The organism is Acidobacteriota bacterium (genome assembly GCA_018268895.1).
Classification (GTDB): Bacteria; Acidobacteriota; Terriglobia; order Terriglobales; family Acidobacteriaceae; genus Edaphobacter.
The window spans coordinates 85,038-108,100 of record JAFDVP010000013.1 but is presented as its reverse complement, the minus strand read 5'-3'; the positions used below and the strand labels follow the sequence as shown (position 1 = coordinate 108,100).

Below are 23,063 nucleotides of genomic sequence, written 5' to 3'. Positions count from 1 at the left end.
TCTATCTTTCGGTCTCCTGCGTTATTCTCACCGCTCTTGTGCCCGGAACGGTCATGCAGCACAAAAGGTCAGGGCGTCTTCAAGATAGCATCCTCGATCGCGTTCCAGAGTTTCAGTTACATCAACAGCTACTAGTGAATTTCATTCATCGCCATCTCGGTGGCGTAAGGGTTCTGCCCCGGCGCTTCCGCAAAGATCCACACGCCATGAAACCCCTTTCGAAGCTCGGGGTAGGCCGCGACCAGCGCGCTCGCCGCATCGGTGTTGCGCTTCCGCGCTGCTACCGGGTCTCCGATCTGGTCTACCTTCAAACGCGCTGTGACATCTACCTTCTCTTTTGCAAGAGAGTCATCCACGCCGAGTCCCGTGAAGTGATACTCTGCTCCGTTGGCCCCCTTCACCACAAGCGGCGTGTTCGGCGAGACGCCCGACGAGATCGCGGGAGGCGCCACCGCGGCCTGCTCGTTGTGGAGTTTTTCCAGGTGCGTGCTCTGAATCATGTTCGCAGGATTCAGCAATGCCTCCGCCTGTCGATAGTAGAGCCACGCATTCCACTGCTCCTTGTTCTTCGCCATCGTGCGCGCCTCGGTCCAGTACCACAGGCCATCGCGGCCGGCGGCGGTCATCGGCCGCGGATAGAAGCCCGCCATCTGCCACTGCCCCTGCACCTGTTGCAATAGAAAGGAAAGATGCCACGGAGCAGCGATGCCACGGGCCTCGACGATGGCAAAACCATATTTGCCCGGAGGCAATCCGGGAATAGAAAAATCAGCCTCGGCAATGGACTTGTTCAGCGTGCATAAAAACTGCGCGCTGGCGTTGGAGCCGTCGGCAGCTTTCTTCAGGTCGGTGGCATCCAGCAGATAAACCTGTTCCACCACTGGCGTGGCGCCCTTCACCTTCGACGATGTGTTGGCTACCAGGTTCTGTATCGCGCCAAAGTCGTTGGCATACGGCGCGATCGTCACGGAACGCAACCCGGCTGCATCGTTCGCTTCCACCCTCTGGGCCATGCTGCGCGCAGCAGCTGCCAGTGCATCGCGGTCCGCAGGAGCCATCGCCGACTGCGTCGTGCAAGTCTCGGCACCTGCAACTATTCCTCCGGCAAACGTCATTGCGGCAAACACCGCAAGCAACCGGCTCGTCGAACCCCATCTACCTCTCGCGCCCTGCATCATGCCATTCCTCTCCGAAGACCTCGCGTCTTCGAATGACGACTCAAGTCTAGTACAGCAGATAGGCTCCGGTTGTCATACAAAGGAATACACTGTTTCCATGCGTGCCCATACAGCGCGCGATAACCTTTGCCACGGCCTGGCGTCGTACATCGAGGAGAGCTCCCGCAGCATATATGTGGACCAGGATGCCAACACAGATGTTTGCGATTGCGCTGATCGTATCGATCCCGGCAACAGCATCTCTCCACGGCCAGAACCGCGTGCCTAACCGCGCGCAGCAACGTTCCACGCCTCCGCCGTCTGCCGCGCTTCCTGCGATTGCGGCAACTGCCAATGCTCCTGCACAGCCGGTCGAACCAGTGGTTCCTCCCACACCGGCGCAGAGCCCCGCAAAACGCGCTACGGTCACCTATACTGGCGGACAGCTCACGGTCTCGGCCTCAAACTCCAGCCTGAACCAGATACTGCGCGAGATCTCCCACAGCACCGGCATCAAGATCACCGGCGGAGTGCAGGAAGAGCGCGTCTTCGGCGACTATGGCCCGGCGTCACCCTCAGATGTGCTGTCATCGCTGCTCGACGGCACGGCAAGCAACATGATCCTGGTCGATGGATCGGGCGACCGCGCCACCGAGTTGATCCTTACTCCACGGACAGGCGGCCCCACGCCGCCGAACCCAAACTCCGCGAGCTTCGACTCCAGCGACGACGACTCTTCGCGCCCGGCTGTCGTCGCTCCATCCGTTAGCCCACAATCGCAACCGGCGGCATCGCCTGTCGCCGGTCCGCTCCCGCCACAGAACCCGGACATGCCGGCAACCAGCCCCAACCCGCCATCCAGCGACTCAAACGGACAATCGAATGGCGGCCCGAAGACTCCTCAACAGATATTCGATGAACTGATGAAGATGCGGCAGCAGCATCAACAGCCGCAGTAAAGAATAAAATTGCCAATCGATAGCGAAAAGAAACTGCGCCGCAGACAACCTGTAAGCCGTTGCCGTTAACTTTCAATCACAGGCGATGTGGCCAGCACGGCACGCGCCTGTCTCTCGGCGGCGACATGCGTGGAGTGAATACGGAAGATCCTGAACATCGAGACGCAGAGACCATACGCGCTAAGAACGCCTACAGCCAACGAAGCCAGCACCGAAGAGACCAACACAATCGACGAATTCACAACTGCTCCTGAACCTTCCGGGTCTTTCATTGCCCCGGCAGCTGAAGAGGAGCCCGGGTGCGATTCCCGTATTCCATTGTGACAAACCGCCTGTGGAAAACAATGCCCCGAGAGAGAGATGCTATTGCACCTTCAGATACATCGCGTCCCACGGTGGTTGTATCCCCGCCCGCACAGTCAGCGATTCCCACCCTCTCTGCCGCCGCAGCGTAAATGCCGTATCCTAATAGCTTGGCCCCAGTACCCCAGCGACTGCACATGAACACCGCCGAAACGACCGCCTCGACAACCACGGAGAAGCCCATCCCCACCCGGCCCGGCATCACGCACATCACCGTGCGAGGAGCGCGCCAGCACAACCTGCGCAACGTCTCCGTCTCTATCCCGCGAAATACTCTCACTGTGGTCACCGGACTTTCGGGGTCGGGAAAGTCGTCCCTCGCCTTCGACACCATCTACGCTGAAGGCCAGCGTCGCTACGTCGAGACCCTCTCGGCCTACGCCCGCCAGTTCCTCGACCAGATGGAGCGGCCCGACGTCGACTCCATCGACGGCCTCTCCCCCGCCATCTCCATCGAGCAGAAGACGACCTCGCGCTCGCCTCGCTCGACCGTCGGCACCATCACCGAGATCTACGACTACCTGCGCCTTCTCTACGCATCCGTCGGCCAGCCGCACTGCCCCAACTGCCATCGCCCCATCTCACGCCAGAGCGCCGACCAGATTGTGGAGCGCATCGTCGCCCTCGCCCCCGGCGAACGCATCACGATCATGGCCCCCATTGTGCGCGGCCGCAAGGGCGAGTTCCGCGAAGAGCTTGAAGCCCTCGACCAGCAGGGCTTCCGCGCCCGCGTCGATGGCGAGATCATCGAGATCACCGACGGCATGCGCCTCGAAAAGCGCAAGAACCATACCATCGAGGCCATCGTCGACCGCATCATCCTCAAACCGCTGCCATCGGATAACACCTCTGCCGCACTCGCCGGCGCTCCTCCCAAGTACGACACCCGCCGCCTGGAAGCCTCCGTCGCCAAGGCCCTCCAGATGGCGAACGGCCTCGTCCTCATCGGCCTCCAGGATCCCGCCACCCGCAAGCAGGAGGAGACGCTCTACTCCTCCTCCATGGCCTGCCCCGACTGCGGCATCAACGTGCCCAGGCTCGAACCGCGCAGCTTCTCCTTCAACTCCGCCTACGGCGCCTGCCCCGAGTGCCACGGCCTCGGCTCCATCTACGACTTCGACCCCGCCAAGACCATCACCGACTGGTCCAAGCCCCTGCTCGACGGAGCCATGGGCCCCGGCTCGGCCTCGCAATATCTCCTTCGCCTTATTAAGCTGGCCGCCGAAAAGTACAAGATCAATATCAACCAGCCCTTCGAGAAGCTCACGCAGGAGCAGCAGAACCTCTTCCTCTACGGCCCCCCCAAGGGTGAGGGCGGACGCACCGGCTTCCACGGTATCTTCAGCTATCTCCGCGCCAACCTCGAAGACTCCAAATCCGAGGGCTACCGCGAGTACATGATGCAGTACATGTCCGCGACCACCTGCCCTCGCTGCCACGGCAGGCGGTTGCGACCTGAGTCACTCGCCGTCACCATCCCCATCCCCGTCTCAAATCCGGGTGCCCCATCTTCGCCGACAGCTTCATCGTCGGCTAAGGTGGGTTCGCAGGATGCTAACGGGAGCCACGGTTTCTCCATAGCCGACTTCACAGCCCTCTCGCTCGAACGCTCCTTGCAAGCTGCAAAGGCCATGAACTTCACTGGCCGGGAACGCCTGATCGCCGACCGCCTCCAACGCGAGGTCATCGAGCGGCTCGAGTTCCTGAACGCCGTCGGCCTCGGCTACCTCTCCCTCGACCGCTCAGCCGCGACGCTCTCCGGTGGCGAGGGCCAGCGCATTCGCCTTGCCACGCAGATCGGCTCCAGACTGCGCGGCGTCCTCTACGTCCTCGACGAACCGAGCATCGGGCTGCACCAGCGAGACAACCAGCGGCTCATCTCGGCGCTCGAGAATCTGCGCGACCTCGGCAACACCGTTCTTGTCGTCGAGCACGACGAAGACACCATCCGCAAGGCCGACTATGTGCTCGACCTCGGCCCCGGCGCCGGCAAGAACGGCGGCCACCTGATCGCCGATGGAACCCCCGACGAGATCATGGGCAACGAGGCCTCCGTCACCGGGCAGTATCTCGCCGGCAAGATCGACATCGTCACCCGCCCCACCCTCGGCAACCAGCCGCGCCCGCTCACCGGCAACTGGATCACCGTCGAAAACGCCAAGGCGCACAATCTGAAGGATGTCACCGCTCACTTTCCGCTGGGGGTTATGACCGTTATCACCGGCGTGTCTGGAAGTGGTAAGTCCACACTGGTCAACGATATCCTCTACCGCGCTCTGGCGAAGGAGCTCTATGGCTCACGCGAAGAGCCCGGCCAGCACGGCCGCGTCCGCGGCATCTCGCAGCTCGACAAGGTCATCCAGATCGACCAGTCGCCCATCGGCCGCACCCCCCGCTCGAACCCGGCCACCTACACCGGCGTATTCTCCGCCATCCGCGACATCTTCGCCCTGCTCCCCGAGTCGCGCGAGCGCGGCTACAAGCCCGGCCGCTTTTCTTTCAACGTTCAAGGAGGCCGCTGCGAGGCCTGCCAGGGGGAGGGCCAGCGCCGCATCGAGATGAACTTCCTGCCCGACGTCTACGTGTTGTGCGAGGTCTGCAACGGCCGCCGCTACAACCAGGAGACGCTCGCCGTAAAGTTCAACGGCTACTCCATCGCTGACCTGCTCGACCTGGCGATCGAAGACGCCCTGCCCATCCTCAAGGACATCCCTACTGTCAATCAGAAACTCCAGACACTGGTCGACGTGGGGCTTGGCTACATTCACCTTGGCCAGTCAGCGACGACGCTCTCAGGCGGCGAAGCCCAGCGGATGAAGCTGGCCCGCGAGTTGAGCAAGCGCCAGACCGGGCGCACCCTCTACCTGCTCGACGAGCCAACGACTGGTTTGCACTTCGACGACGTCCGCAAGTTGCTGGAGGTTCTGCACAGGCTGACCGACCTCGGCAACACGGTCATGATCATCGAGCACAACCTCGATATCATCCGCAACGCCGACTACATCCTCGACCTTGGTCCCGAGGGCGGCGAAGGAGGCGGCCAGATCATCGCCCACGGTACGCCCGAGCAGGTCGCCACCGTGCCCGGCTCCTACACCGCCGAATTCCTGAGCCGCCACTACACCCCGGCGCAGCTCGCCGCTGGCCGCAACGGGACCAGTCACGCCGGTGCCCAGCCCTCCAGCATCGGCGCCGCTACCGACCCGGACAAGAAAACAAAGGGCAAGTTTGTCCCTCCGGAAAAGAAAACCGGCGTACCAGCGGCCAGCAAAGCTAAACTGAGCGAAACCGCCGATTCTTCCAAACCCAAAAAGCCGGCGAAGAAGACGACGACAAAGACAAAGAAGAAGGCATGAGCACCCCTCCGACACCTCCGCTTCGACCCGCCACAGGACCGGGTGCCTCACAACCTGCCCTGAGCTTGTCGAAGGGTCTCGACTCTGAGATGTGGGATGGAGCACCACAAACTGAAGGCGCAACCTCTTTGCTCGATCACCGTGTACCGGGGAGCGCCGCCGCAGAACCAACTACGGGAATCTCTATCCCTTCCAACGGGGAAGCCATCATTATCGAGGCCCCTCCCCCCTCGGTTGCGCCAGGCCCCGGAGTTCCTGCCCGCGTGCCCCATATTGGACATGCCATTCTCTTCGTCGCCATCGCGGCGATCTTTCTGGTCATCTTTTCCAGCGTGCTTGTCGGATTCGTCCACCCCGTTCTCGATCCGCATAAGGTGGCCGGGGTCACAGTAAAGCATCCCAAGCTCATCGTCGCGGCGCAGGCGCTTACCTATATAGCTACGCTGGCTGTCTCGTGGTTCTTTTTCCCGCTGCTGTGGCAGCGCAGCTTCGGCAACGGCATCCAGTGGGACTTCGCCACGGCGCGCCGCAACGCGCACAAGCTGATCCCCATCGGCCTTGTCGCGGGGTTCGCCGTGCAGGCCATCTCGTCGCTCATCCCGGTGCCCAAGTCCATCCCCATGGACGACTTCTTCCGTACGCCCTCCGACGTCTGGCTGGTCACGGCCTTCGGAACCCTGCTCGCCCCCCTGTTCGAGGAGATCTGCTTCCGCGGCTTCCTCTTCCCCGCCCTGGCGATCGCCTACGACTGGCTCTCGTTGCCGAAGACCCCCGCCGCCCGCGAGCACTGGCACAACACAACCGGCCTCACCCTCGCCGCGGTCGTCTTTTCCACAATCCTCTCCAGCATTCTGTTTGTGCTGCTGCACGCCGAGCAACTCGCCCACGCCTGGATCGCCCTGTTCGTCCTCTTCTGCGTGTCGCTGGTGCTTACCATAGTGCGGATCAGGACCCGCTCGGTCGCCAGCTCAACGCTGGTGCATGCCTGCTATAACTTGTCAGTCTTTCTGACGCTGTTTATTGCTACCGGGGGGTATCGGCATCTGGAGCGGTTGGCACGGTAGCCGGCGTGGACAGCATGAAACAGTCAAATAAACGATCAAGCGGATCAAGGCAATGACGAAATCTCGTCATTATCTGGCAAATTTCCCAAAAAGTGATAGTTCGCCAAGCTCCAAATGAAAAGATCTCCCCAGTAAGAAAATGTTGGAAGCGTTTTCGTGTCATCTCGCGTCCATGGCCGAACGTAATCATATCCGCGTTGCACGTCGCTTCCACTAATACAGAGCCAGGGCTCGAGTTTGTCCCACTCCAAAGGGCGATTTGCCAATATTTGGAGACCAGTTTTCCTGATCGCATCTACATGCATAGCACCTTGCCGCAGCGTCATCGCATTCGCAATCGAATCGATCGTTGGGCTTTCCTTGTCGTTCCAATCGAGCAGTGCTCCAAAGAACCACATTCGACTATTTCGCCCTTTAGGCGGCAACTGAAGCACTCGACCACAGGCCCATGTACCATCCCTTAACCTAAATCCCCAGAAATCCCCGGGACGTAACGACAGAGAAGTTTTGGGAATGAACGGATATCTGATTTTCATTTCACCTGAACTTTGTACGGACACTGATCCTATAGCATTGCCTCTGATCTGCTAGATACATAGCACGTAAAATCTGTCTGGGAGTTGCTTATATGCGCTTCATGATCATCCGCAAATCCGACGCCAACATGGAAACCGGCGCTCTGCCTGACAAAAATCTCCTCGCCGCCGTCGGCCAGTACTACCAGGACATGCGCGACGCCGGAGTTCTGCTAGCCGGGGAGTGGCTGCGGCCTACCGCGAAGTCCGCCCGCATCGTCGCCTCACAGGGGAAGCAGGCTGTTGTCGACGGTCCTTTTACCGAGCTCAAGGAGCTGATCGCCGGCTTCATCATGATCGAGGTTCCCTCGCTTGAGGAGGCGGTTCGCTGGGCACGGCGTTGCCCAACTCTGAATGGCAGCGTCGACGGACAGGCTGAAGTGCGCCAGGTGCTTGAGGCCGCCGACTTCCCCGCTGACTCCACTGAGCCGCTGATGCTGCACGCCTCGAAGACGATGGCTGCGGATGCTGAGAAGATGCTGCGGACGACGAGTGTCGCTTAATTCTCTGGCCTGTCGCGGGTAACACCGGTATTTGTGGCTCTACCGGCGAAATACGGGGATTCCTCGGCTCCGCTGCGCTGCGCTCGGAATGACACGCCATAAAGGGTGGGGAGCAGCAGAGATGGCCCCTTGGACGGAGTTCAAAAAAAATTCAAAAAAATCCGGCCCCGTGTCGATTTCCTTCGTTCCCGTTCGACGTACATGTAGAGCGGCAGGAAATCAGCCACTCCCATACATCAAGGAGCCGACACCATGCAGATTCAGCCCTACCTCAACTTCGACGGCAACTGTAAGGAAGCATTCGAGTTTTACGCAAAGGTCCTCAACGGCAAGATCGACATGATGATGACCCATGCCGAAGCCCCGCCTGAGGCACAGGCCGGACCGGAGTGGCGCGACAAGATTCTTCATGCTCACATGACCGTCGGCACTGCCGTTCTGATGGCCTCCGATGTTCCAGGAGACCGCTACCAACCGCCTCGTTCCTTCTCGGTCAGCCTGCAGATCGACAACATCGCCGAGGCAGAGCGTGTCTTCAAGGAGCTCTCCGCCGGAAGCTCAAAGATCACAATGCCGATTCAGCCTACCTTCTGGGCTGCTCGTTTCGCCATGTTCTTTGACCGCTATGGGATTCCCTGGATGATCAACTGCAACCCAGCGGCCTGATGTAAAAACGCCCCATATCGGTGTAACTACTTTCCCCAAGCCCAAGATTCGTGCAGCCACGAACAAACTACAGGGATTCTTCGCCTGCGGCTCAGAATGACGGTGTCTTCTTACGTACTGCAAAAGGTTTCGTTGCTCACAGAAGTAGGCGAAAACTCGAACGACTCGAAAGGAATCAATTCATGCGTTTCCTCATGCTCTATCGCCCCGCAAACATCGCCGCGTCCGAGGCCGGCACACCTCCCACACCCGAGATGATGCAGAAGATGGGCGCTCTCATCCAGAAGAAGTTTGCCGAAGGCAAGCTGCTCTCAACCGAAGGCTGCATGCCCACCGCAACCGGCTCGCTCGTCGGCCTGAGCAAGGGCAAGCTCTCCGTCACCGACGGGCCGTTCTCCGAGGCCAAGGAGATCGTCGGCGGCTTTGCGCTCTTTCAACTGAAGTCGAAGCAGGAGGCGATCGCCGAGGCGCATGAGTTTCTTGAAGTCGCAGGCGACGGCGAGGTTGAGATACGTCAGATCTTCGACGCGCCCAGCGACGGAAATTTCTAAGCGGCGCAGAACCGAACCCAGGAGGCTTTATGCGATTCATGATGCTGATGATCCCCAAAGGCTACGAGGCGGCAATGCCTGGCGCAATGCCCTCCGCCGAGGCTGTCGCCGCGATGATGAGGTACAACGAGTCGCTCAAGAAGGCTGGCGTGCTGCTCTCGCTCGATGGGCTTCACCCGCCTTCGATGGGAGCGCGGGTCACCTTCGACGGCGGCAAGCCGCTAGTCACCGACGGGCCGTTTGCAGAGGTGAAGGAGGTCCTCGGAGGCTATTGGATGATCCAGGTTCGCTCGCGCGAGGAGGCTATCGAGTGGGCGAAACGCTGCCCGGCTTCAGCCAACGAGACGATTGAGATTCGACAGGTGCAGGAGTTCGCCGACTTTCCCACCGATGTCCAGAAGGAGCTCGACGGCTTTGCAGATATGCAGCCACATCTTGCTCACAACAAAGTTTCCTAACTGAATTCTCAACTGAGAAGGAGAACCATCGATGCGCTTCATGATCATTATCAAAGCCACCCCCACGTCAGAAGCCGGCGCCATGCCTGACAAGAAGCTGCTTGACGCCATGGGCAAGTTCAACGAAGAGCTGGTCGCCAACGGCATCATGCTTGCTGGCGAAGGGCTGCAAGCGTCCTCAAAGGGTGCTCGCGTCCACTTCAGCGGCGATAAGCGCACCGTCACTGACGGCCCCTTCGCCGAGACGAAGGAGTTGATCGCAGGGTTCTGGATCTGGAAGTGCAGGTCACTCGACGAGGCCAAGGACTGGGTCAAGCGTTGCCCCAATCCGTTCAATGAAGAGAGCGAGATCGAGATCCGTCAGGTCTTCGAGCTTGAAGACTTCGGCGACGAGATCTCCCCTGAGCTGCGAGCGAGCGAAGAGCGGCTGCGTGACGAACTCTCCCGGCGCAAACCGAACTAAAATCCGTCAACTTTTAGATGTCATCCTGAACTCAGTTTGGCGCGTGCCATCGCGCCAAACTGAGCCGAACGACCTGCATTTCGTACTTGCGCCACAGCGATCCATTCCAAGCACGGAGATTTTCCAATGCCCGTTGAAGTTCAAGCCACTCCATCGAAGGCCGCCCGGTACACGGCCTACGCCTTTACCGCCCTCTTCACTCTCTTCATGCTCATGGATGCGGGTGTGAAGTTCACCCATGCCGACGCTGTCGTCAAGGCGAATACCCAGCTCGGCTTCCCCATGTCGCTCACGCCTGCTATCGGAGTCCTGGCGCTCGTCCTGCTGATCCTCTATCTCATCCCCTCCACATCGGTCCTTGGAGCCATCCTCTTCACCGGATACTTTGGCGGAGCCATCGCTCTCCATCTGCGCGTCGACAACCCTCTCTTCTCATACACGCTCTTCCCCATCTACATCGCGCTCTTCTGCTGGGGAGGCCTATGGCTCAGTCATGCACGGCTGCGCGAACTGTTCCCAGTGACGAACCCACCTGCCGAGCCACCCGCCTCGAAGGGAGCTCGCATCACCGGCTATGTCCTGACTGGCGTGGGTGCGGCATTGGTCCTGTTCACTGCCGTGATGAAGTTCGTTTATGTGCCTCCCGCCGGTGCGCCGGAGCTATATCCGAAACACCATATTCACCATCTCGGCTATATCGAGATCGTCTGCACACTGCTGTATCTGTTTCCTCGCACCTCCGTCCTTGGAGCCGTGCTCCTCTCGGGCTATCTCGGCGGAGCTACCTGCATCAACCTGCTCAGCGGCGATTCCCTGGGGATAAGCCTGGTTCCAGTTCTTTTCTGCGTCATCCCCTGGCTTGGGCTCTGGCTTCGTGATCTGCGCCTGCGCGCCCTGATACCTGTGAGCCGTTGAAGCAGCACGCCCTTGCTCACATTTTTCTGAAGTATGTATTGAAACCCTTCCACCCGTCCTTGCCCAGCCTGCCGGAGAAGTGGTCTCATCGTTGCTGATGCAGACCACCCCCGGCGTCCCCCCAACGCCAGACATCCATCGCTCCATCGACGCAGTCTGGCGTATTGAGTCCGCGCGTCTCATCGCTGCACTTACGCGCATCGTTCGGGACGTGGGCCTGGCCGAGGACCTGGCGCAGGACGCCCTTGTGGCCGCACTGGAACGTTGGCCGCAGACCGGTATCCCGGACAACCCAGGCGCGTGGCTGATGGCGACCGCCAAACATCGCGCAATCGACAACCTGCGTCGCAACAAGCTGTTAGACAGAAAACACGAACAGATAAGCTACGAATTGGAAGGATCGCGGCAGCTCACTCCCGATGACATCAACGCAGCCATCGACTCGCCTGTGGCCGACGATCTTCTCCGCCTCATCTTTATCTCCTGCCACCCGGTACTCTCGGCCGAGTCGCGGGTCGCGCTCACGCTGCGGTTGCTCGGCGGACTCACGACCGACGAGATCGCCCGCGCATTTCTGCTTTCGGAGCCTACGGTCGCACAACGTATCGTCCGCGCCAAACGGACACTGAGCGAGGCGAGGGTTCCGTTTGAAGTGCCACGAGGAGACGAGTTCACGGTACGTCTCGCTTCGGTGCTGCAGGTGGTGTATCTCATCTTCAACGAAGGTTATTCGGCGACGGCCGGAGATGACTGGACGCGGCCTGCGTTGTGTGAAGATGCACTCCGGCTGGGGCGCATTCTGGCGGAGCTTACACCGAACGAACCGGAGGTCCACGGACTCGCTGCGCTGATGGAGATTCAGGCTTCGCGACTTCATGCGCGCATTGGGCCAACAGGCGAGCCCATTCTTCTTCTGGACCAGGACCGCGGACGCTGGGACGGACTTCTGATCAGCCGCGGGCTTGCCGCGCTGCAACATGCGCAACAACTGACCCGCTCTCCCGGCCCTTACGCTCTCCAGGCTTCGATTGCCGCGTGCCACGCGCGCGCGGCCACGGCAGAGCAAACCGACTGGCCCCGCATCGCCGTGCTCTACCAGCAGCTTGCGCAGATCACGCCATCGCCTATCATCGAGCTTAACCGCGCCGTCGCCGTCGCAATGGCCGAAGGCCCGGATGCTGGCCTCGCAATCGTCGATTCACTTGCGGATGAGTCGACGTTGAAGGGCTATCATCTTCTGCCGAGCGTGCGTGGAGACCTGCTCTTCAAACTCAGCCGGTTCGACGAAGCGCGTGTGGAGTTTGAACGCGCGGCCTCGCTCACACGGAACGCCCGGGAGCAGGCGCTGCTCATGAATCGCGCTCAGTCTTGCGGGGATGGGATGTCCCAACGATTCAGTCGTTAGAGTCCCAATGCAGGTCCTTCGACTGCGCCGCGCCCCGCTCAGGATGACAACTTAATAGCGCGTATTCAGACACCGACACTAAAACGTAATGTCTCATCGACAACCACGACGCAACCATTTACTCTCGCCATGACCTCATGAGCTCACCTAAAAGCCGTTCCGTCTATCTCCTTGTAAAGAGTGCTCTCACCGGAGCACTCGGTGGCCTGCTCTTTGGCTTCGACACGGCTGTTATTGCCGGGACCACACATTCGCTGCAGCTTCACTACGCGCTGTCTGAGGGCGAGAAGGGCTTCACCGTTGCCATTGCCTTGTATGGGACGGTGCTGGGCGCGATCTTCGCCGGGCCTCTGGGCCAGAAGATCGGCAGCCGCGCCGCGTTGCGGGTGATGGCCGTGCTCTACGTTCTCTCCGCGCTCGGTTGCGCCTTCGCCGGGCCATGGTGGAGTTTCCTTGCCTTCCGTTTTCTTGGAGGACTTGGCATCGGTGGCTCGTCCGTGCTTGGGCCGGTTTACATCGCCGAGCTTGCACCGGCGAAGTGGCGTGGACGGCTGGTGGGCCTCTTTCAGATCAACATCGTTATTGGCATCCTGCTCGCCTATCTTTCGAATGCGATTGTTGCGCATTTTACGCTGGGCGCGATCGAGTGGCGCGTTCAGCTTGGCATTGGCGTCTTCCCTGCCATACTCTTCCTCGCACTTCTTTACACAGTGCCGCACTCCTCGCGCTGGCTGGTCTCACAGAACCGCATCGACGAGGCTTACCGCATCCTCGCCGAACTTGGCTCGCCCGACTCGCAGGCTGAGGTCGACGCCATCGCTGCCTCCATTCGAGCGGAGGGTGGCACGACGCAGCATTCGCTCTTCCAGAGCCGTTATGGCAAGCTCATCTTCCTGGCGGTCTCCATCGGCCTGTTCAACCAGCTCTCTGGGATCAATGCGATCCTTTACTACCTCAACGACATCTTCTCGTTCGCTGGCTTCAGCTCCATGTCTGGAAATGTGCAGGCTGTCGTGGTTGGAGTTGCCAACCTCGTCGCCACGCTTGTCGGCATCGCGATCATCGACAAGATCGGCCGCAAGCCGCTGCTGCTTATAGGGGCCGTCGGCACCTGCCTTTCACTGCTCGGCGTCGCCTGGGTCTTTCATACGGGCGAACACCTGAGCCTGCTGCTGCCGCTGCTGGTCGGATTCATCGCCTCCTTCGCGCTCTCGCAGGGGGCCGTGATCTGGGTGTATCTTGCCGAACTCTTCCCCACCAACGTGCGTTCCAAGGGGCAGAGCCTTGGCTCTTCTTCGCACTGGATCGCCAATGGCGTTATCGCGAACATCTTCCCCTACGTGGCGGCCTACTCGAAGTCGCTTCCCTTTGCGTTCTTCGCGGGCATGATGGTAGTGCAGTTCATTGTCGTCCTGCTTGTCTATCCTGAAACGAAAGGCCAGACGCTTGAAGGGATGCAGGAGCATCTTGGCCTGCACTGAGGCTGAAGCCACTACAATCAAGTTGAGACCAATGGCTAACGACAATCGCACCGACCTGCTCAACCTGATCGCAACTCTCTCCTTCCGCCTGGGCGACTTCACGCTCGCCAGCGGCCAGAAGTCGGACTACTACATCGACTGCCGCACTACGACGCTGCACGCGGAGGGCGGACGGCTCTCCGGGCTTGTGCTCTATGACCTGATTCGCGAGCACTTCCCCCAGGCCGAGGCCGTCGGCGGACTGACGATGGGGGCCGACCCGCTGGTCTCGAACACGGCCTCTGCCAGCGCGTGGCACCACTTGCACCATAAGCGCGACGGCCTCGTCCATGGCTTCCTCGTCCGCAAAGCGGAAAAGACCCACGGCACCGGCCGCAGGCTTGAGGGCTTCCACAAGCTGGGCGCGCATGTGGTGATTGTCGACGACGTCTGCACGACGGGCGGCTCCACCATCACCGCTATTGAGGCCACGCAGGAATCCGGCATGAACGTCATCGGGGTGCTGTGTCTTGTGGATCGGGAGCAGGGCGGGCGGGCCAATATCGAAGAGGCGGTGCCACATGCGCCGTTTTACTCTGTCTTCACTGCAACGGATGTGCGGGCTGCGCATCTGAACATCAGGTAAGTCCTGAGTGCAGTTATGAACCAGCCTGAGATTATCTACGTCGGAGGACCGACCGCACTGATCGAGTTTCACGGCCTTCGCTTCCTCACCGATCCGACCTTTGATCGCGGAGGTGGCGATTATGAGGCGGGCCCGATTACCCTGCACAAGAACTCTGATCCGGCCCTGGATATCGACGCGCTTGGGCCTGTCGACTATGTACTGCTCAGCCACGATCAGCACTTCGACAACCTCGACCATGCGGGAAGAAAGATGCTATCGGGAGCGAACCATGTACTGACGACGATCGAAGGTGCGCAGCGGCTCGGCGGTAATGCGATCGGTTTCGCTCCGTGGCAGACAGTGGAGGTCAAGAACCCTGCGGGGGAGACGCTTCTCATCACGGCAACTCCAGCGCGTCACGGTTCTGTCGGTTGCGAGACTCGTAGTGGTCCCGTTGTCGGCTTTGCTGTCCGTCCTCCCGCTGGCTCTATCGATGGCGCACTTTATTTCTCGGGCGACACAGTATGGTACGAAGGCGTAGCGGAGGTTGCTCGTTGGATACGCGTCACCACTGCGGTCCTGAATATGGGGGCAGCGCGTGTGGAAGCAGCGGGGCCTGCGCCCCTCACCATGACAGCAGCCGATGGTATCGAGGTGGCCCGCGCTATGCCGGAGGCTACAATCGTCCCTCTTCATTTTGAAGGCTGGGCGCACTTCAGTGAATCGAAGCAGGTTATCCAGGAAGCATTCCGGAGCGCTGGTCTCGACAAACGCCTGCGCTGGGTTGACCCCGTTCCGCTCTCTTCTTCGATAGACTGGAAGAGACATGATTCCCACCCTTGAATGGCTCCCGAATGGCGTCAACTTCCTCGATCAGACCAAGCTTCCTTTAGAAGAGACCTACGTCCTCGCCACCGACTACAAGCAGGTTGCGACCGTCATCCGTGACATGATCGTTCGCGGCGCCCCCGCAATTGGAGTCTCTGCCGCGATGGGTGTTGCGCTTGGCGTCAGCCAGTCGAAGGCTACCGACATCGCCAGCCTGAATGAAGAGGTTGCGGTGATCGCAAAAACGCTGGCCGAGACGCGGCCCACTGCGGTGAACCTCTTCTGGGCCATTGAGCGCATGCGCGACAAATACAACGCGCTCGCCGCTGCCGGAACATCGATTCCCGAGATCAAGGCTGCTCTTATCAAGGAAGCGCAGCGGATGTACGACGAAGACATCGCCGCCTGCAAGGCAATGGGGGCGCATGGAGCTTCACTCCTCCCGCAGGAAGGCACTGTCCTGACTCACTGCAACGCAGGCGCTCTGGCTACTTGCGGATACGGTACGGCGCTGGGCGTAATCCGTGCCGCTGTCGAGCGTGGGCACAAGATCGACGTCTATGCCGATGAGACCCGTCCTTATCTACAGGGCGCGCGCCTGACCGCATGGGAGCTGCTGCACGACAACATCCCCACCACCGTGCTGTGCGACAACATGGCGGGCTCGCTGATGCGGCAGGGCGAGATTCAGGCCGTCATCGTGGGGGCCGACCGTATCGCCGCCAATGGCGATACCGCCAACAAGATCGGCACCTACTCTGTCGCCGTTCTGGCGAAGGAGCACGGCATCCCTTTTTACGTCGCCGCGCCGCTCTCGACCATCGACGTCAACACACCGGACGGCGATGCGATTCCGATCGAGCAGCGGTCCGCCACCGAGGTAACGCACTCGAACGGGAAGCAGATGACGCCGAATGGCGCTGCAATTCAGAATCCGGCCTTCGATGCGACTCCGGCGAAGTACATCACGGCCATCATTACGGAGCATGGCGTACTGCGTGCCCCTTACGAGCAATCGATCCGTGAGATGTTCAAGGCCGCGGCCAAACCGGAGCTTGCCACGGCCTGAGGCGGTCGAGTGATACCCCGCATCTTCAACCCGCACAACCGCTCGCTGCTGCGCGGCGCTGTGCTTGTGCTGCTAAGCCTGGGGATCGCCTTTCTGCTCTCCGGCTTTCCCGATAATAAGCAGAATCCCCTGATAGCTCTGACGGCGCTTAGCTCGATTGCGGGGACGATCGACCACGTCCGCTGCATGAGCACCAAATGGAGCTGGTATCACGGCGGCGTGATTCTGATGATTTATATGGATCTGATGGCGACCGGCATGATCCTTTTTTTCCTTCTCTACCCCTATGCGCAGTGGCTTACCGCCCAATAATGCCGCTTGACTGCGGGGGGACCGGTGATAGACTCCGGTAGTTCCAAAATCCGAACTCGGAGATAACACATGATCAAAGGCTTTCGAGACTTTATCCTGCGCGGCAATGTGATGGACCTGGCCGTCGCCGTCATCATTGGCGCCGCATTCTCTGCGATTACCAAGTCTCTTGTCGACGACATCATCACGCCGCTTATCGCAGCCGTTGTGGGAAAACCGGACTTCTCCGCGGTCGTGTTCTCGGTCAACAATACGCCGATCAAGATTGGTAACTTTATCAATGCGATCATCTACTTCCTGATCATCGCCTTTGTCATCTACTTCTTCCTCGTGCTTCCTACACAGAAGCTGCTGGCGCGGATCAAGGGACCTGAGGCAGCCACCACGAAACCGTGCCCGGAGTGCCTCTCGGATATTCCGCTGGGCGCCCACCGCTGCAAGTTCTGCAGCCAGACCGTCGCCTGAGGTAAAGGAGTACAGCATCCTGCTAAAGTGCAGTATTTTCACCTCGCGGGATGCTGTACTCTAGCTTCATCGCTTCCATTAGAGGTCCTCTCTCTTGCGTGTCGTCCGTGCTCTGTCGTGCCTCCTTCTTCCTGCTGCGCTTTCCGCCTCCGCTCAAACCCCACATGTCTTCGGTTACCACGACTTTGCACAGCAGGCGAAGTGGGATGCGGCGTTTCTTCCGGTCCCGGACGCGAAGCTGGCGGGCGAGCACCTGAAGACGCTTACAGCGGCTCCCCACTGGGCCAGCTCGCCCGAGGACTACGCCACGGCGGTCTACGTTGCCGACAAGTTCAAGGCCGCCGGGATCGACACAAAGATCGTCCCGTACAACGTTCTTCTGAACAAGCCGGTCAAGATCGAGATCGAGGCCTTCGATGCGGAGGGGAAGAAACTGATGTCCGGTCCGACGCCGGAGCACGTCAATCCGAAGAAGCATGGCGGCGATCCATTCCAGGACGACCCGCGCATTCTACCTGCGTTCAATGGCTCTTCGCCTTCAGGCGACATCACCGCCGATGTGGTCTACGCCAACTACGGCACGCTTGCCGACTTCAAGAAGCTCGCGGAGCTGGGCATCAGCGTCAAGGACAAGATCGTCATCGTCCGCTATGGGGCGAACTTTCGCGGGGTGAAGGTCTACATCGCGCAGCAGTATGGGGCCAAGGGAGTCCTGATCTACTCCGACCCCGCCGACGACGGCTACTACCGCGGCGACATGTATCCCAAGGGCCCGTTCCGTCCGGAGTCTGCGGTGCAGCGTGGGTCGGTGCAATTTCTGCCAATCTACCCGGGCGATGCGCAGACGCCTGGAGTGGCCTCGACGCCTGATCTTCCGGCTGCAAAACGCCTGACGGACACAAGAGGGAACGAGCCGAGCATTCCGGCGAATCCTCTCTCATATAAAGATGCGATGCCAATCCTCAAATGCCTGGGCGGGCAGGAGTCTCCGCGCGCATGGCAGGGCGCGCTTCCGTTTACCTATCACCTTGGCGGCGTGAACAAGGTGAAGGTACATATGCACCTGGAGCAGGACAGCGCGCTGCGTACGATCTGGGACGTCATCGGAACCATCCCCGGCAGCGACAAGGCGCAGAAGGACGACTGGGTGGTCGCGGGGAATCATCGCGACGCCTGGGTCTTCGGCGCCGTCGATCCAAGCTCCGGCACGGCGGCCATGCTGGAGACCGTGCATGGCCTGGGCGAGTTGCTCAAGCAAGGTTGGAGGCCAAAGCGCACGGTCGTGCTGGCATCGTGGGACGCCGAAGAGGAAGGGCTGATCGGCTCCACGGAGTGGGCTGAAGATAACGCGGAGCGGCTGGCGCACGCGGTCGCCTATTTCAATACGGACGTGGGCGTCTCGGGATCGGACTTCAAGGCCTCTGCTGTGCCGTCGTTGAAGCAGTTCGTTCGCGAGATTACGAAGCAGGTTCCCTCTCCCAAGGGAGGAACGGTCTACGAGCAGTGGAAGTTGTCGCAGGCCAACGAGACCGACCGCCGCACTGTGACGAACGCCCCTGCACCGGCCACGCGCTCGGCAGCCGACGCGGAGAACGAGATACGGGTAGGCAACCTCGGTTCGGGCTCAGACTACACGCCGTTCATCCAGCACCTCGGCGTACCGTCGACGGACATCGGGTCCGAAGGCCCTTACGGGGTGTATCACTCCGCCTTCGACAACTACAACTGGTTCATAAAATTTGCCGACCCGTCGTTTGTCTACCTGCAGCAGCAGGCCCGCGTCTTTGGCCTGGAGATTCTGCACATGGCCAACGCGGATGTACTTCCTTACGACTACCAGCTCTATGGCAAGGAGATATTGAGCTATCTTGATGGCGCCCAGAAGCGGGCGGCTGCCGGCAAGATGACTCTGGATTTCTCTGCCGCAATGGCGGCGGCGCAGCGCTTTGCGGCGGCGGGCACTGCGGTCCATGCGCGCCAGCTTGTTCCTTCTTCAAAACCAGCGGCCTTCAACAGCGCGCTTCGCAATGCTGAGACCGCTCTTTTGACCCCGGCGGGACTTCCGCATCGTCCCTGGTACAAGCACCTGATCTACGATCCGGGCGAGTTTACCGGCTACGCCGCGGTTGTCATCCCGGGAGTGAACGAGGGTATCTCCGCCCCCGACGCGCCGCGCGCGCAGGCGCAACTAGGTGTGCTGGCCGAAGCGCTCAACCGTTCGGCTGCGATCCTGGAGGCGGCTGCGAAATAGTGCGGCCGTCCTCGACCGCCTCTCTTCCACTCAATACAAATTGATGAGGCCCGTGGGAGCGCATTCAACACTCCGTCGACAACGCCGTATACAATTGGCCCAGCTTTCCATTGCTTCATCGCTGTTCCCGGTAGAGTACGCCGGTTTGGGCCACGCTATTACGCCGATCAAGGAGAACGACTGTGTCCGCCAAGAAAGTGCCTGCAAAGAAATCTTCCGCAAAGAAAGCGCCCGCCAAAAAAGCAGCTAAAAAGGCTGCGAAGAAGGCGGCACCGAAGAAAACCAACATTGAACGCCTTACAGCGGGTGGCGTCATTCATCCTGACCATGTCAACCGGGTGAATCACAAGGCCATCAACAAGCTCAGCCCGGTTGAGGTCAACACCCTCATCAAGCTGCGTTCGAAGCTCGGGGCACTTGACGCCGCGGACGACGAAGGCGCACCACCGAATTTCCCTGTCTAGAAACATATCGCGCTGTTCTTCCATTCGCTCTGTCGAAACCGGACGCTGCCATCTGTCGAATCGCCGGCAGATGGCCAGCGGTTTCGGCAGAGTTCACGCACCCATACCTGACTACGGAACTTCGACGCAACCCCATGCCTCTTTCAAACAGCGAACTCCTCTGGAGCAAGATTCGTCTTGCCGAACCGCGGCTGAACTCCGCCAGCAACAAGTTCTGGTCTCATCCGGAACTGCCCGGGATGCTGCCTGCATTTCTCGTGCAGCTTCATCGGGTGATGCAGGGAGGCATTACTCTGATGCGCGTCGCGCATGAACGCTCCCTAACCCTCGCAGGCGATCCGGTCGCCCGCATTGTTGCGCCGTACCTGGATCAGCACATCCTTGAGGAGAAGGACCACGATGCGTGGCTGTTGGATGATATTGGCACGCTCGGCATCTCTCCGCGGCAGGTCTCCGAAGCAGCCCCGCTGGCTTCGGTCGTCTCACTGCTTGGAGCGCAGTACTTCTGGGCGCTCAACATGCACCCGGTTTCGGTATTCGGCTACCTGATCGTGCTTGAGGGCAAGCCGCCAGTCGCAGAGCATCTCGATGAGATTCGCAAGCGAACCGGCCTTCCGTCCACTGCTTTTCGCTGCCTGATGGAACATGCGGACAACGATCCGCATCACATCGCCGACCTGAACCGCACGCTTGACCTGATGCCGCTGACTGTGGAGCAACAGCAGTATGTCGCTCTCAGTGCCTTCCATACGATTGACTCCGTCGCTTCGGTCTTTGAAGAGCTGACGGCACTGCACGCAGCGTCTTCACAGAGTACACTCGAGGCATTCGTTCCCGCATATGGTTGAAGGGCAGAAGATTTCGCACTATCAAGTCCTCGAGCAGCTTGGCACGGGAGCCATGGGTGTTGTCTGCAAGGCAGAGGACCTGCTGCTGCATCGCACGGTTGCACTCAAAAGCCTGTCGCCATCGGTACTCGCCGATGCCACGCAGAAGCGCAGCCTGCTCGAAGAGGCGCGCGCAGCCTCCGTCCTCGATCATCCGAATATCTGCCGCATCCACCATATCGAGGAGCTACCCGACGGCCAGATCATCCTGGTGATGGGCTACTACGACGGCGAGACGCTGGCGGAACGCATCAAGCGCGGCCCTCTCGATCCGACGGCAGCCTCCTTGATTGCAACGCAGCTTCTGTCAGGGCTGCATCACGCCCACAGCAAAGGGATCGTCCATCGCGATGTAAAGCCGTCGAACCTGATCATCAACGCCGAAGGCGAGGTTAAGATTGTGGACTTCGGGCTGGCGCGCCGCCCGAACATTCAGCGCGCGCTCACCGAGACCGGCATCATCGTCGGCACGATCAGCTACATGTCGCCGGAGCAGGTACTCTCGAAGCCGGTCGACCATCGCACCGACCTGTGGGCCGCGGGGGTTTGCCTCTACGAGATGCTGGCCGGAACACTTCCCTTTCCCGGTGGAACGCCTTACAGCGTCTTCGACTCCATTCTGCATACCACTCCGAAGCCGCTCAGCCAGTTTCGCTCGGACCTGCCGGGCAGTCTGCGGTCGGCAGTCGAACGTGCGCTCGCGAAAGATCCCAGCGCGCGCTTCCAGAATGCAACGGAGTTTATCGCCGCTCTCGGCACACTGACGGCCTCCGGATCGACCTTTACGGTCACGCTACCTACGCTGGTGATGGACTATCGCAGCGGCCCCGACACGCCATCCGTCGTCGTCCTGCCGTTTACCACGATGGGAGCAGATGCCAGCGCAGACTACTTCTGCGACGGGTTGACGGACGAGATCATCACCGACCTTTCGAGCGTACACGCGCTGCGAATCATCTGCCGGGCCTCGGCGATGCAGCTCAAAGGAACGAAAGAGACGCCGCAGAAGATCGCTCGCGACCTGAATGTTCGCTATGTCCTCGAAGGCTCGGTGCGCCTGAGCAAGAGCTCGCTCGACGGAAATACGAAGATCCGGGTGACAGCGCAGCTAATCGATCCCATCAACCAATCGCTGCTCTGGGCCGAAAAATTCAACGGTACTCTGGATGACGTCTTTATCATCCAGGAGAACATCTCCCGCAGGATCGTCGATGCGCTGAAGATCAAACTTACCCCAGCCGAGGACAAGCACATGCTCGAAAGGCCGCTCCCCGACGTTGAGGCATACCGTTATTACCTGATGGCGAAGCACGAGATCCTCAACTACTCCGAGGACGCTCTGGCCCGTGCGCTGGAGTACCTGGAGACAGGCGAAAATCTCGTCGGCAAGAACGTCCTCCTGCTCTCGGCCAAAGGGCAGGTCTACTGGCAGTACATCAACGCCGGCATCTCGTCGGACATGGGCTACCTGACTAAGGCGCGCGAGTGCGCCAACCAGGCGCTGGAGCTCGATCCGGAGTCGGCACATGCCTATCGCCTGCTCGGTTTGATCAGCGTGCAGGAGGGAGACAGCCAAAAGGCCGTCCGCCTGCTCAAGCGAGCCATCACCGCCGACCCCAACGACTCCGACACGCTGAGCTGGTACTCGGCGGTCTGCGGGCTGAGCGGCAAGGCCCATGCCGCCATGCCGCTGGCGCGACGTATCCTCGATATCGACCCGCTGACACCGGTCTACCGCTTCATTCCCGGTCTGCTCTCGCTCATGGGTGGCGAGTTTGCCGACGCCCTGCCCTCGTTTGAAGACGCCATCAAGCTCGACCCCACGAACGCCATGCTGCTGTGGTGCCGCGGCCAAATTCTGGCTCTGCTGCGCCGCAACGAGGATGCCGTCGCACAGCTTCGTGCCATCGACGAGATGCACCCCGGCCACTTCTTCTCGCAGATCGGCCTCGTCATGCAGGCCGCGCTACAGGGCGACCGCGAAGCCCTCGACCGCGCCGTGACCGTCGAGCTGAGCCAGATTACGGAGTGCGACCCGCACTACTCCTGGAACTTCGCCCAGTGCTACGCCCTGATGGGGGACACTGCGAACGCTTTGGCATGGCTCGAGAAGGCCCGCCTCAAGGGATTTATCAACTACCCGATGATCAGCCGGTGGGACCCGCTACTGGCACCCGTCCGCCAGGCAGCGGAGTTCGACGGACTTGTCGATCGTGTCCGCGAGCAGTGGGAGAGCTTCGAGGTCTAGGTTCAAGGGCGAGACT

The 23,063-nt window shown here is 60.3% G+C and carries 22 protein-coding genes; 20 read left to right on the top strand and 2 right to left on the bottom strand.

Annotated features, from left to right (window positions below; genetic code table 11):
- Nucleotides 1-131: 131 nt before the first annotated feature.
- Nucleotides 132-1,115 carry a hypothetical protein gene (locus JSS95_16435; protein MBS1801401.1) on the bottom strand — a complete coding sequence of 328 codons (984 nt, stop codon included), beginning with the start codon at nucleotides 1,113-1,115 and terminating at the stop codon, nucleotides 132-134.
- A 248-nt stretch (nucleotides 1,116-1,363) separates the two neighbouring features.
- Between JSS95_16435 and JSS95_16430 the strand changes: the two genes are divergently transcribed.
- Nucleotides 1,364-2,116: a hypothetical protein gene (locus tag JSS95_16430; GenBank protein ID MBS1801400.1), complete on the top strand. Its 753-nt coding sequence runs from the start codon at nucleotides 1,364-1,366 to the stop codon at nucleotides 2,114-2,116.
- 65 nt (nucleotides 2,117-2,181) lie between these two features.
- Here the strand turns inward: JSS95_16430 and JSS95_16425 are convergent, their stop codons facing one another.
- Nucleotides 2,182-2,388, bottom strand: coding sequence for a hypothetical protein (locus JSS95_16425; protein MBS1801399.1), 207 nt, complete (start codon nucleotides 2,386-2,388; stop codon nucleotides 2,182-2,184).
- A 228-nt stretch (nucleotides 2,389-2,616) separates the two neighbouring features.
- On the opposite strand from JSS95_16425, the gene uvrA reads away from it, so the two are divergent.
- The 19 genes from uvrA to JSS95_16330 all read left to right on the top strand — a co-directional run bounded on the left by uvrA (nucleotide 2,617) and on the right by JSS95_16330 (nucleotide 23,047).
- Nucleotides 2,617-5,835, top strand: a complete 3,219-nt coding sequence (gene uvrA, locus JSS95_16420; GenBank protein MBS1801398.1) for an excinuclease ABC subunit UvrA — start codon at nucleotides 2,617-2,619, stop codon at nucleotides 5,833-5,835.
- Entirely contained in the window at nucleotides 5,832-6,899 is a 1,068-nt protein-coding gene (locus JSS95_16415) for a CPBP family intramembrane metalloprotease (GenBank protein ID MBS1801397.1), read from the top strand. The genes uvrA and JSS95_16415 overlap by 4 nt, the downstream gene beginning before the upstream one ends.
- 628 nt (nucleotides 6,900-7,527) lie before the next feature.
- Entirely contained in the window at nucleotides 7,528-7,977 is a 450-nt protein-coding gene (locus JSS95_16410) for a YciI family protein (protein ID MBS1801396.1), read from the top strand.
- A 252-nt stretch (nucleotides 7,978-8,229) separates the two neighbouring features.
- Nucleotides 8,230-8,643, top strand: a complete 414-nt coding sequence (locus JSS95_16405; GenBank protein ID MBS1801395.1) for a VOC family protein — start codon at nucleotides 8,230-8,232, stop codon at nucleotides 8,641-8,643.
- A gap of 182 nt (nucleotides 8,644-8,825) precedes the next feature.
- A complete protein-coding gene (locus JSS95_16400; GenBank protein MBS1801394.1) occupies nucleotides 8,826-9,194 on the top strand; it encodes a hypothetical protein in 369 nt (122 codons plus the stop codon).
- Between the two features lie 29 nt (nucleotides 9,195-9,223).
- Nucleotides 9,224-9,652: a YciI family protein gene (locus tag JSS95_16395; GenBank protein ID MBS1801393.1), complete on the top strand. Its 429-nt coding sequence runs from the start codon at nucleotides 9,224-9,226 to the stop codon at nucleotides 9,650-9,652.
- Nucleotides 9,653-9,683: 31 nt separating this feature from the next.
- Entirely contained in the window at nucleotides 9,684-10,115 is a 432-nt protein-coding gene (locus JSS95_16390) for a YciI family protein (GenBank protein ID MBS1801392.1), read from the top strand.
- Between the two features lie 126 nt (nucleotides 10,116-10,241).
- Nucleotides 10,242-11,030 carry a DoxX family protein gene (locus tag JSS95_16385; protein ID MBS1801391.1) on the top strand — a complete coding sequence of 263 codons (789 nt, stop codon included), beginning with the start codon at nucleotides 10,242-10,244 and terminating at the stop codon, nucleotides 11,028-11,030.
- Between the two features lie 97 nt (nucleotides 11,031-11,127).
- Complete coding sequence (locus tag JSS95_16380; GenBank protein ID MBS1801390.1) at nucleotides 11,128-12,435, top strand: RNA polymerase sigma factor; 1,308 nt, start codon at nucleotides 11,128-11,130, stop codon at nucleotides 12,433-12,435.
- Between the two features lie 137 nt (nucleotides 12,436-12,572).
- Nucleotides 12,573-13,916 (top strand): sugar porter family MFS transporter, encoded by a 1,344-nt coding sequence (locus JSS95_16375; GenBank protein ID MBS1801389.1) that lies wholly within the window; start codon nucleotides 12,573-12,575, stop codon nucleotides 13,914-13,916.
- A 31-nt stretch (nucleotides 13,917-13,947) separates the two neighbouring features.
- A complete protein-coding gene (pyrE, locus tag JSS95_16370; protein MBS1801388.1) occupies nucleotides 13,948-14,541 on the top strand; it encodes an orotate phosphoribosyltransferase in 594 nt (197 codons plus the stop codon).
- Between the two features lie 15 nt (nucleotides 14,542-14,556).
- On the top strand, nucleotides 14,557-15,366 hold the full coding sequence (locus JSS95_16365) for an MBL fold metallo-hydrolase (GenBank protein MBS1801387.1): 810 nt from the start codon (nucleotides 14,557-14,559) through the stop codon (nucleotides 15,364-15,366).
- Nucleotides 15,350-16,420: an S-methyl-5-thioribose-1-phosphate isomerase gene (gene mtnA / locus JSS95_16360; GenBank protein MBS1801386.1), complete on the top strand. Its 1,071-nt coding sequence runs from the start codon at nucleotides 15,350-15,352 to the stop codon at nucleotides 16,418-16,420. The genes JSS95_16365 and mtnA overlap by 17 nt, the downstream gene beginning before the upstream one ends.
- A gap of 9 nt (nucleotides 16,421-16,429) precedes the next feature.
- Nucleotides 16,430-16,732 carry a permease gene (locus JSS95_16355; GenBank protein MBS1801385.1) on the top strand — a complete coding sequence of 101 codons (303 nt, stop codon included), beginning with the start codon at nucleotides 16,430-16,432 and terminating at the stop codon, nucleotides 16,730-16,732.
- A 69-nt stretch (nucleotides 16,733-16,801) separates the two neighbouring features.
- Entirely contained in the window at nucleotides 16,802-17,197 is a 396-nt protein-coding gene (gene mscL, locus JSS95_16350) for a large conductance mechanosensitive channel protein MscL (GenBank protein ID MBS1801384.1), read from the top strand.
- Between the two features lie 94 nt (nucleotides 17,198-17,291).
- On the top strand, nucleotides 17,292-19,448 hold the full coding sequence (locus JSS95_16345; protein ID MBS1801383.1) for a M28 family metallopeptidase: 2,157 nt from the start codon (nucleotides 17,292-17,294) through the stop codon (nucleotides 19,446-19,448).
- A 182-nt stretch (nucleotides 19,449-19,630) separates the two neighbouring features.
- The gene (locus JSS95_16340; protein ID MBS1801382.1) at nucleotides 19,631-19,912 is read left to right on the top strand and encodes a hypothetical protein; all 282 of its coding nucleotides are present in this window, start codon (nucleotides 19,631-19,633) and stop codon (nucleotides 19,910-19,912) included.
- 134 nt (nucleotides 19,913-20,046) lie between these two features.
- Complete coding sequence (locus JSS95_16335; GenBank protein ID MBS1801381.1) at nucleotides 20,047-20,760, top strand: iron-containing redox enzyme family protein; 714 nt, start codon at nucleotides 20,047-20,049, stop codon at nucleotides 20,758-20,760.
- 52 nt (nucleotides 20,761-20,812) lie between these two features.
- Nucleotides 20,813-23,047 (top strand): protein kinase, encoded by a 2,235-nt coding sequence (locus JSS95_16330; GenBank protein MBS1801380.1) that lies wholly within the window; start codon nucleotides 20,813-20,815, stop codon nucleotides 23,045-23,047.
- Nucleotides 23,048-23,063 lie beyond the last annotated feature (16 nt).

What these genes read in the sequence shown, in the direction of transcription:
- JSS95_16335 (MBS1801381.1), top strand. Translation starts at nt 20,047, where the DNA reads ATGCCTCTTTCAAACAGCGAACTCCTCTGGAGCAAGATTCGTCTTGCC.
- JSS95_16435 (MBS1801401.1), bottom strand. Translation starts at nt 1,115, where the DNA reads ATGACGTTTGCCGGAGGAATAGTTGCAGGTGCCGAGACTTGCACGACG.
- pyrE (MBS1801388.1), top strand. Translation starts at nt 13,948, where the DNA reads ATGGCTAACGACAATCGCACCGACCTGCTCAACCTGATCGCAACTCTC.
- mtnA (MBS1801386.1), top strand. Translation starts at nt 15,350, where the DNA reads ATGATTCCCACCCTTGAATGGCTCCCGAATGGCGTCAACTTCCTCGAT.
- JSS95_16375 (MBS1801389.1), top strand. Translation starts at nt 12,573, where the DNA reads ATGAGCTCACCTAAAAGCCGTTCCGTCTATCTCCTTGTAAAGAGTGCT.
- JSS95_16400 (MBS1801394.1), top strand. Translation starts at nt 8,826, where the DNA reads ATGCGTTTCCTCATGCTCTATCGCCCCGCAAACATCGCCGCGTCCGAG.
- JSS95_16380 (MBS1801390.1), top strand. Translation starts at nt 11,128, where the DNA reads ATGCAGACCACCCCCGGCGTCCCCCCAACGCCAGACATCCATCGCTCC.
- uvrA (MBS1801398.1), top strand. Translation starts at nt 2,617, where the DNA reads ATGAACACCGCCGAAACGACCGCCTCGACAACCACGGAGAAGCCCATC.
- JSS95_16425 (MBS1801399.1), bottom strand. Translation starts at nt 2,388, where the DNA reads ATGAAAGACCCGGAAGGTTCAGGAGCAGTTGTGAATTCGTCGATTGTG.
- JSS95_16390 (MBS1801392.1), top strand. Translation starts at nt 9,684, where the DNA reads ATGCGCTTCATGATCATTATCAAAGCCACCCCCACGTCAGAAGCCGGC.
- JSS95_16410 (MBS1801396.1), top strand. Translation starts at nt 7,528, where the DNA reads ATGCGCTTCATGATCATCCGCAAATCCGACGCCAACATGGAAACCGGC.
- JSS95_16405 (MBS1801395.1), top strand. Translation starts at nt 8,230, where the DNA reads ATGCAGATTCAGCCCTACCTCAACTTCGACGGCAACTGTAAGGAAGCA.
- JSS95_16330 (MBS1801380.1), top strand. Translation starts at nt 20,813, where the DNA reads ATGGGTGTTGTCTGCAAGGCAGAGGACCTGCTGCTGCATCGCACGGTT.
- mscL (MBS1801384.1), top strand. Translation starts at nt 16,802, where the DNA reads ATGATCAAAGGCTTTCGAGACTTTATCCTGCGCGGCAATGTGATGGAC.
- JSS95_16415 (MBS1801397.1), top strand. Translation starts at nt 5,832, where the DNA reads ATGAGCACCCCTCCGACACCTCCGCTTCGACCCGCCACAGGACCGGGT.
- JSS95_16385 (MBS1801391.1), top strand. Translation starts at nt 10,242, where the DNA reads ATGCCCGTTGAAGTTCAAGCCACTCCATCGAAGGCCGCCCGGTACACG.
- JSS95_16430 (MBS1801400.1), top strand. Translation starts at nt 1,364, where the DNA reads ATGCCAACACAGATGTTTGCGATTGCGCTGATCGTATCGATCCCGGCA.
- JSS95_16365 (MBS1801387.1), top strand. Translation starts at nt 14,557, where the DNA reads ATGAACCAGCCTGAGATTATCTACGTCGGAGGACCGACCGCACTGATC.
- JSS95_16395 (MBS1801393.1), top strand. Translation starts at nt 9,224, where the DNA reads ATGCGATTCATGATGCTGATGATCCCCAAAGGCTACGAGGCGGCAATG.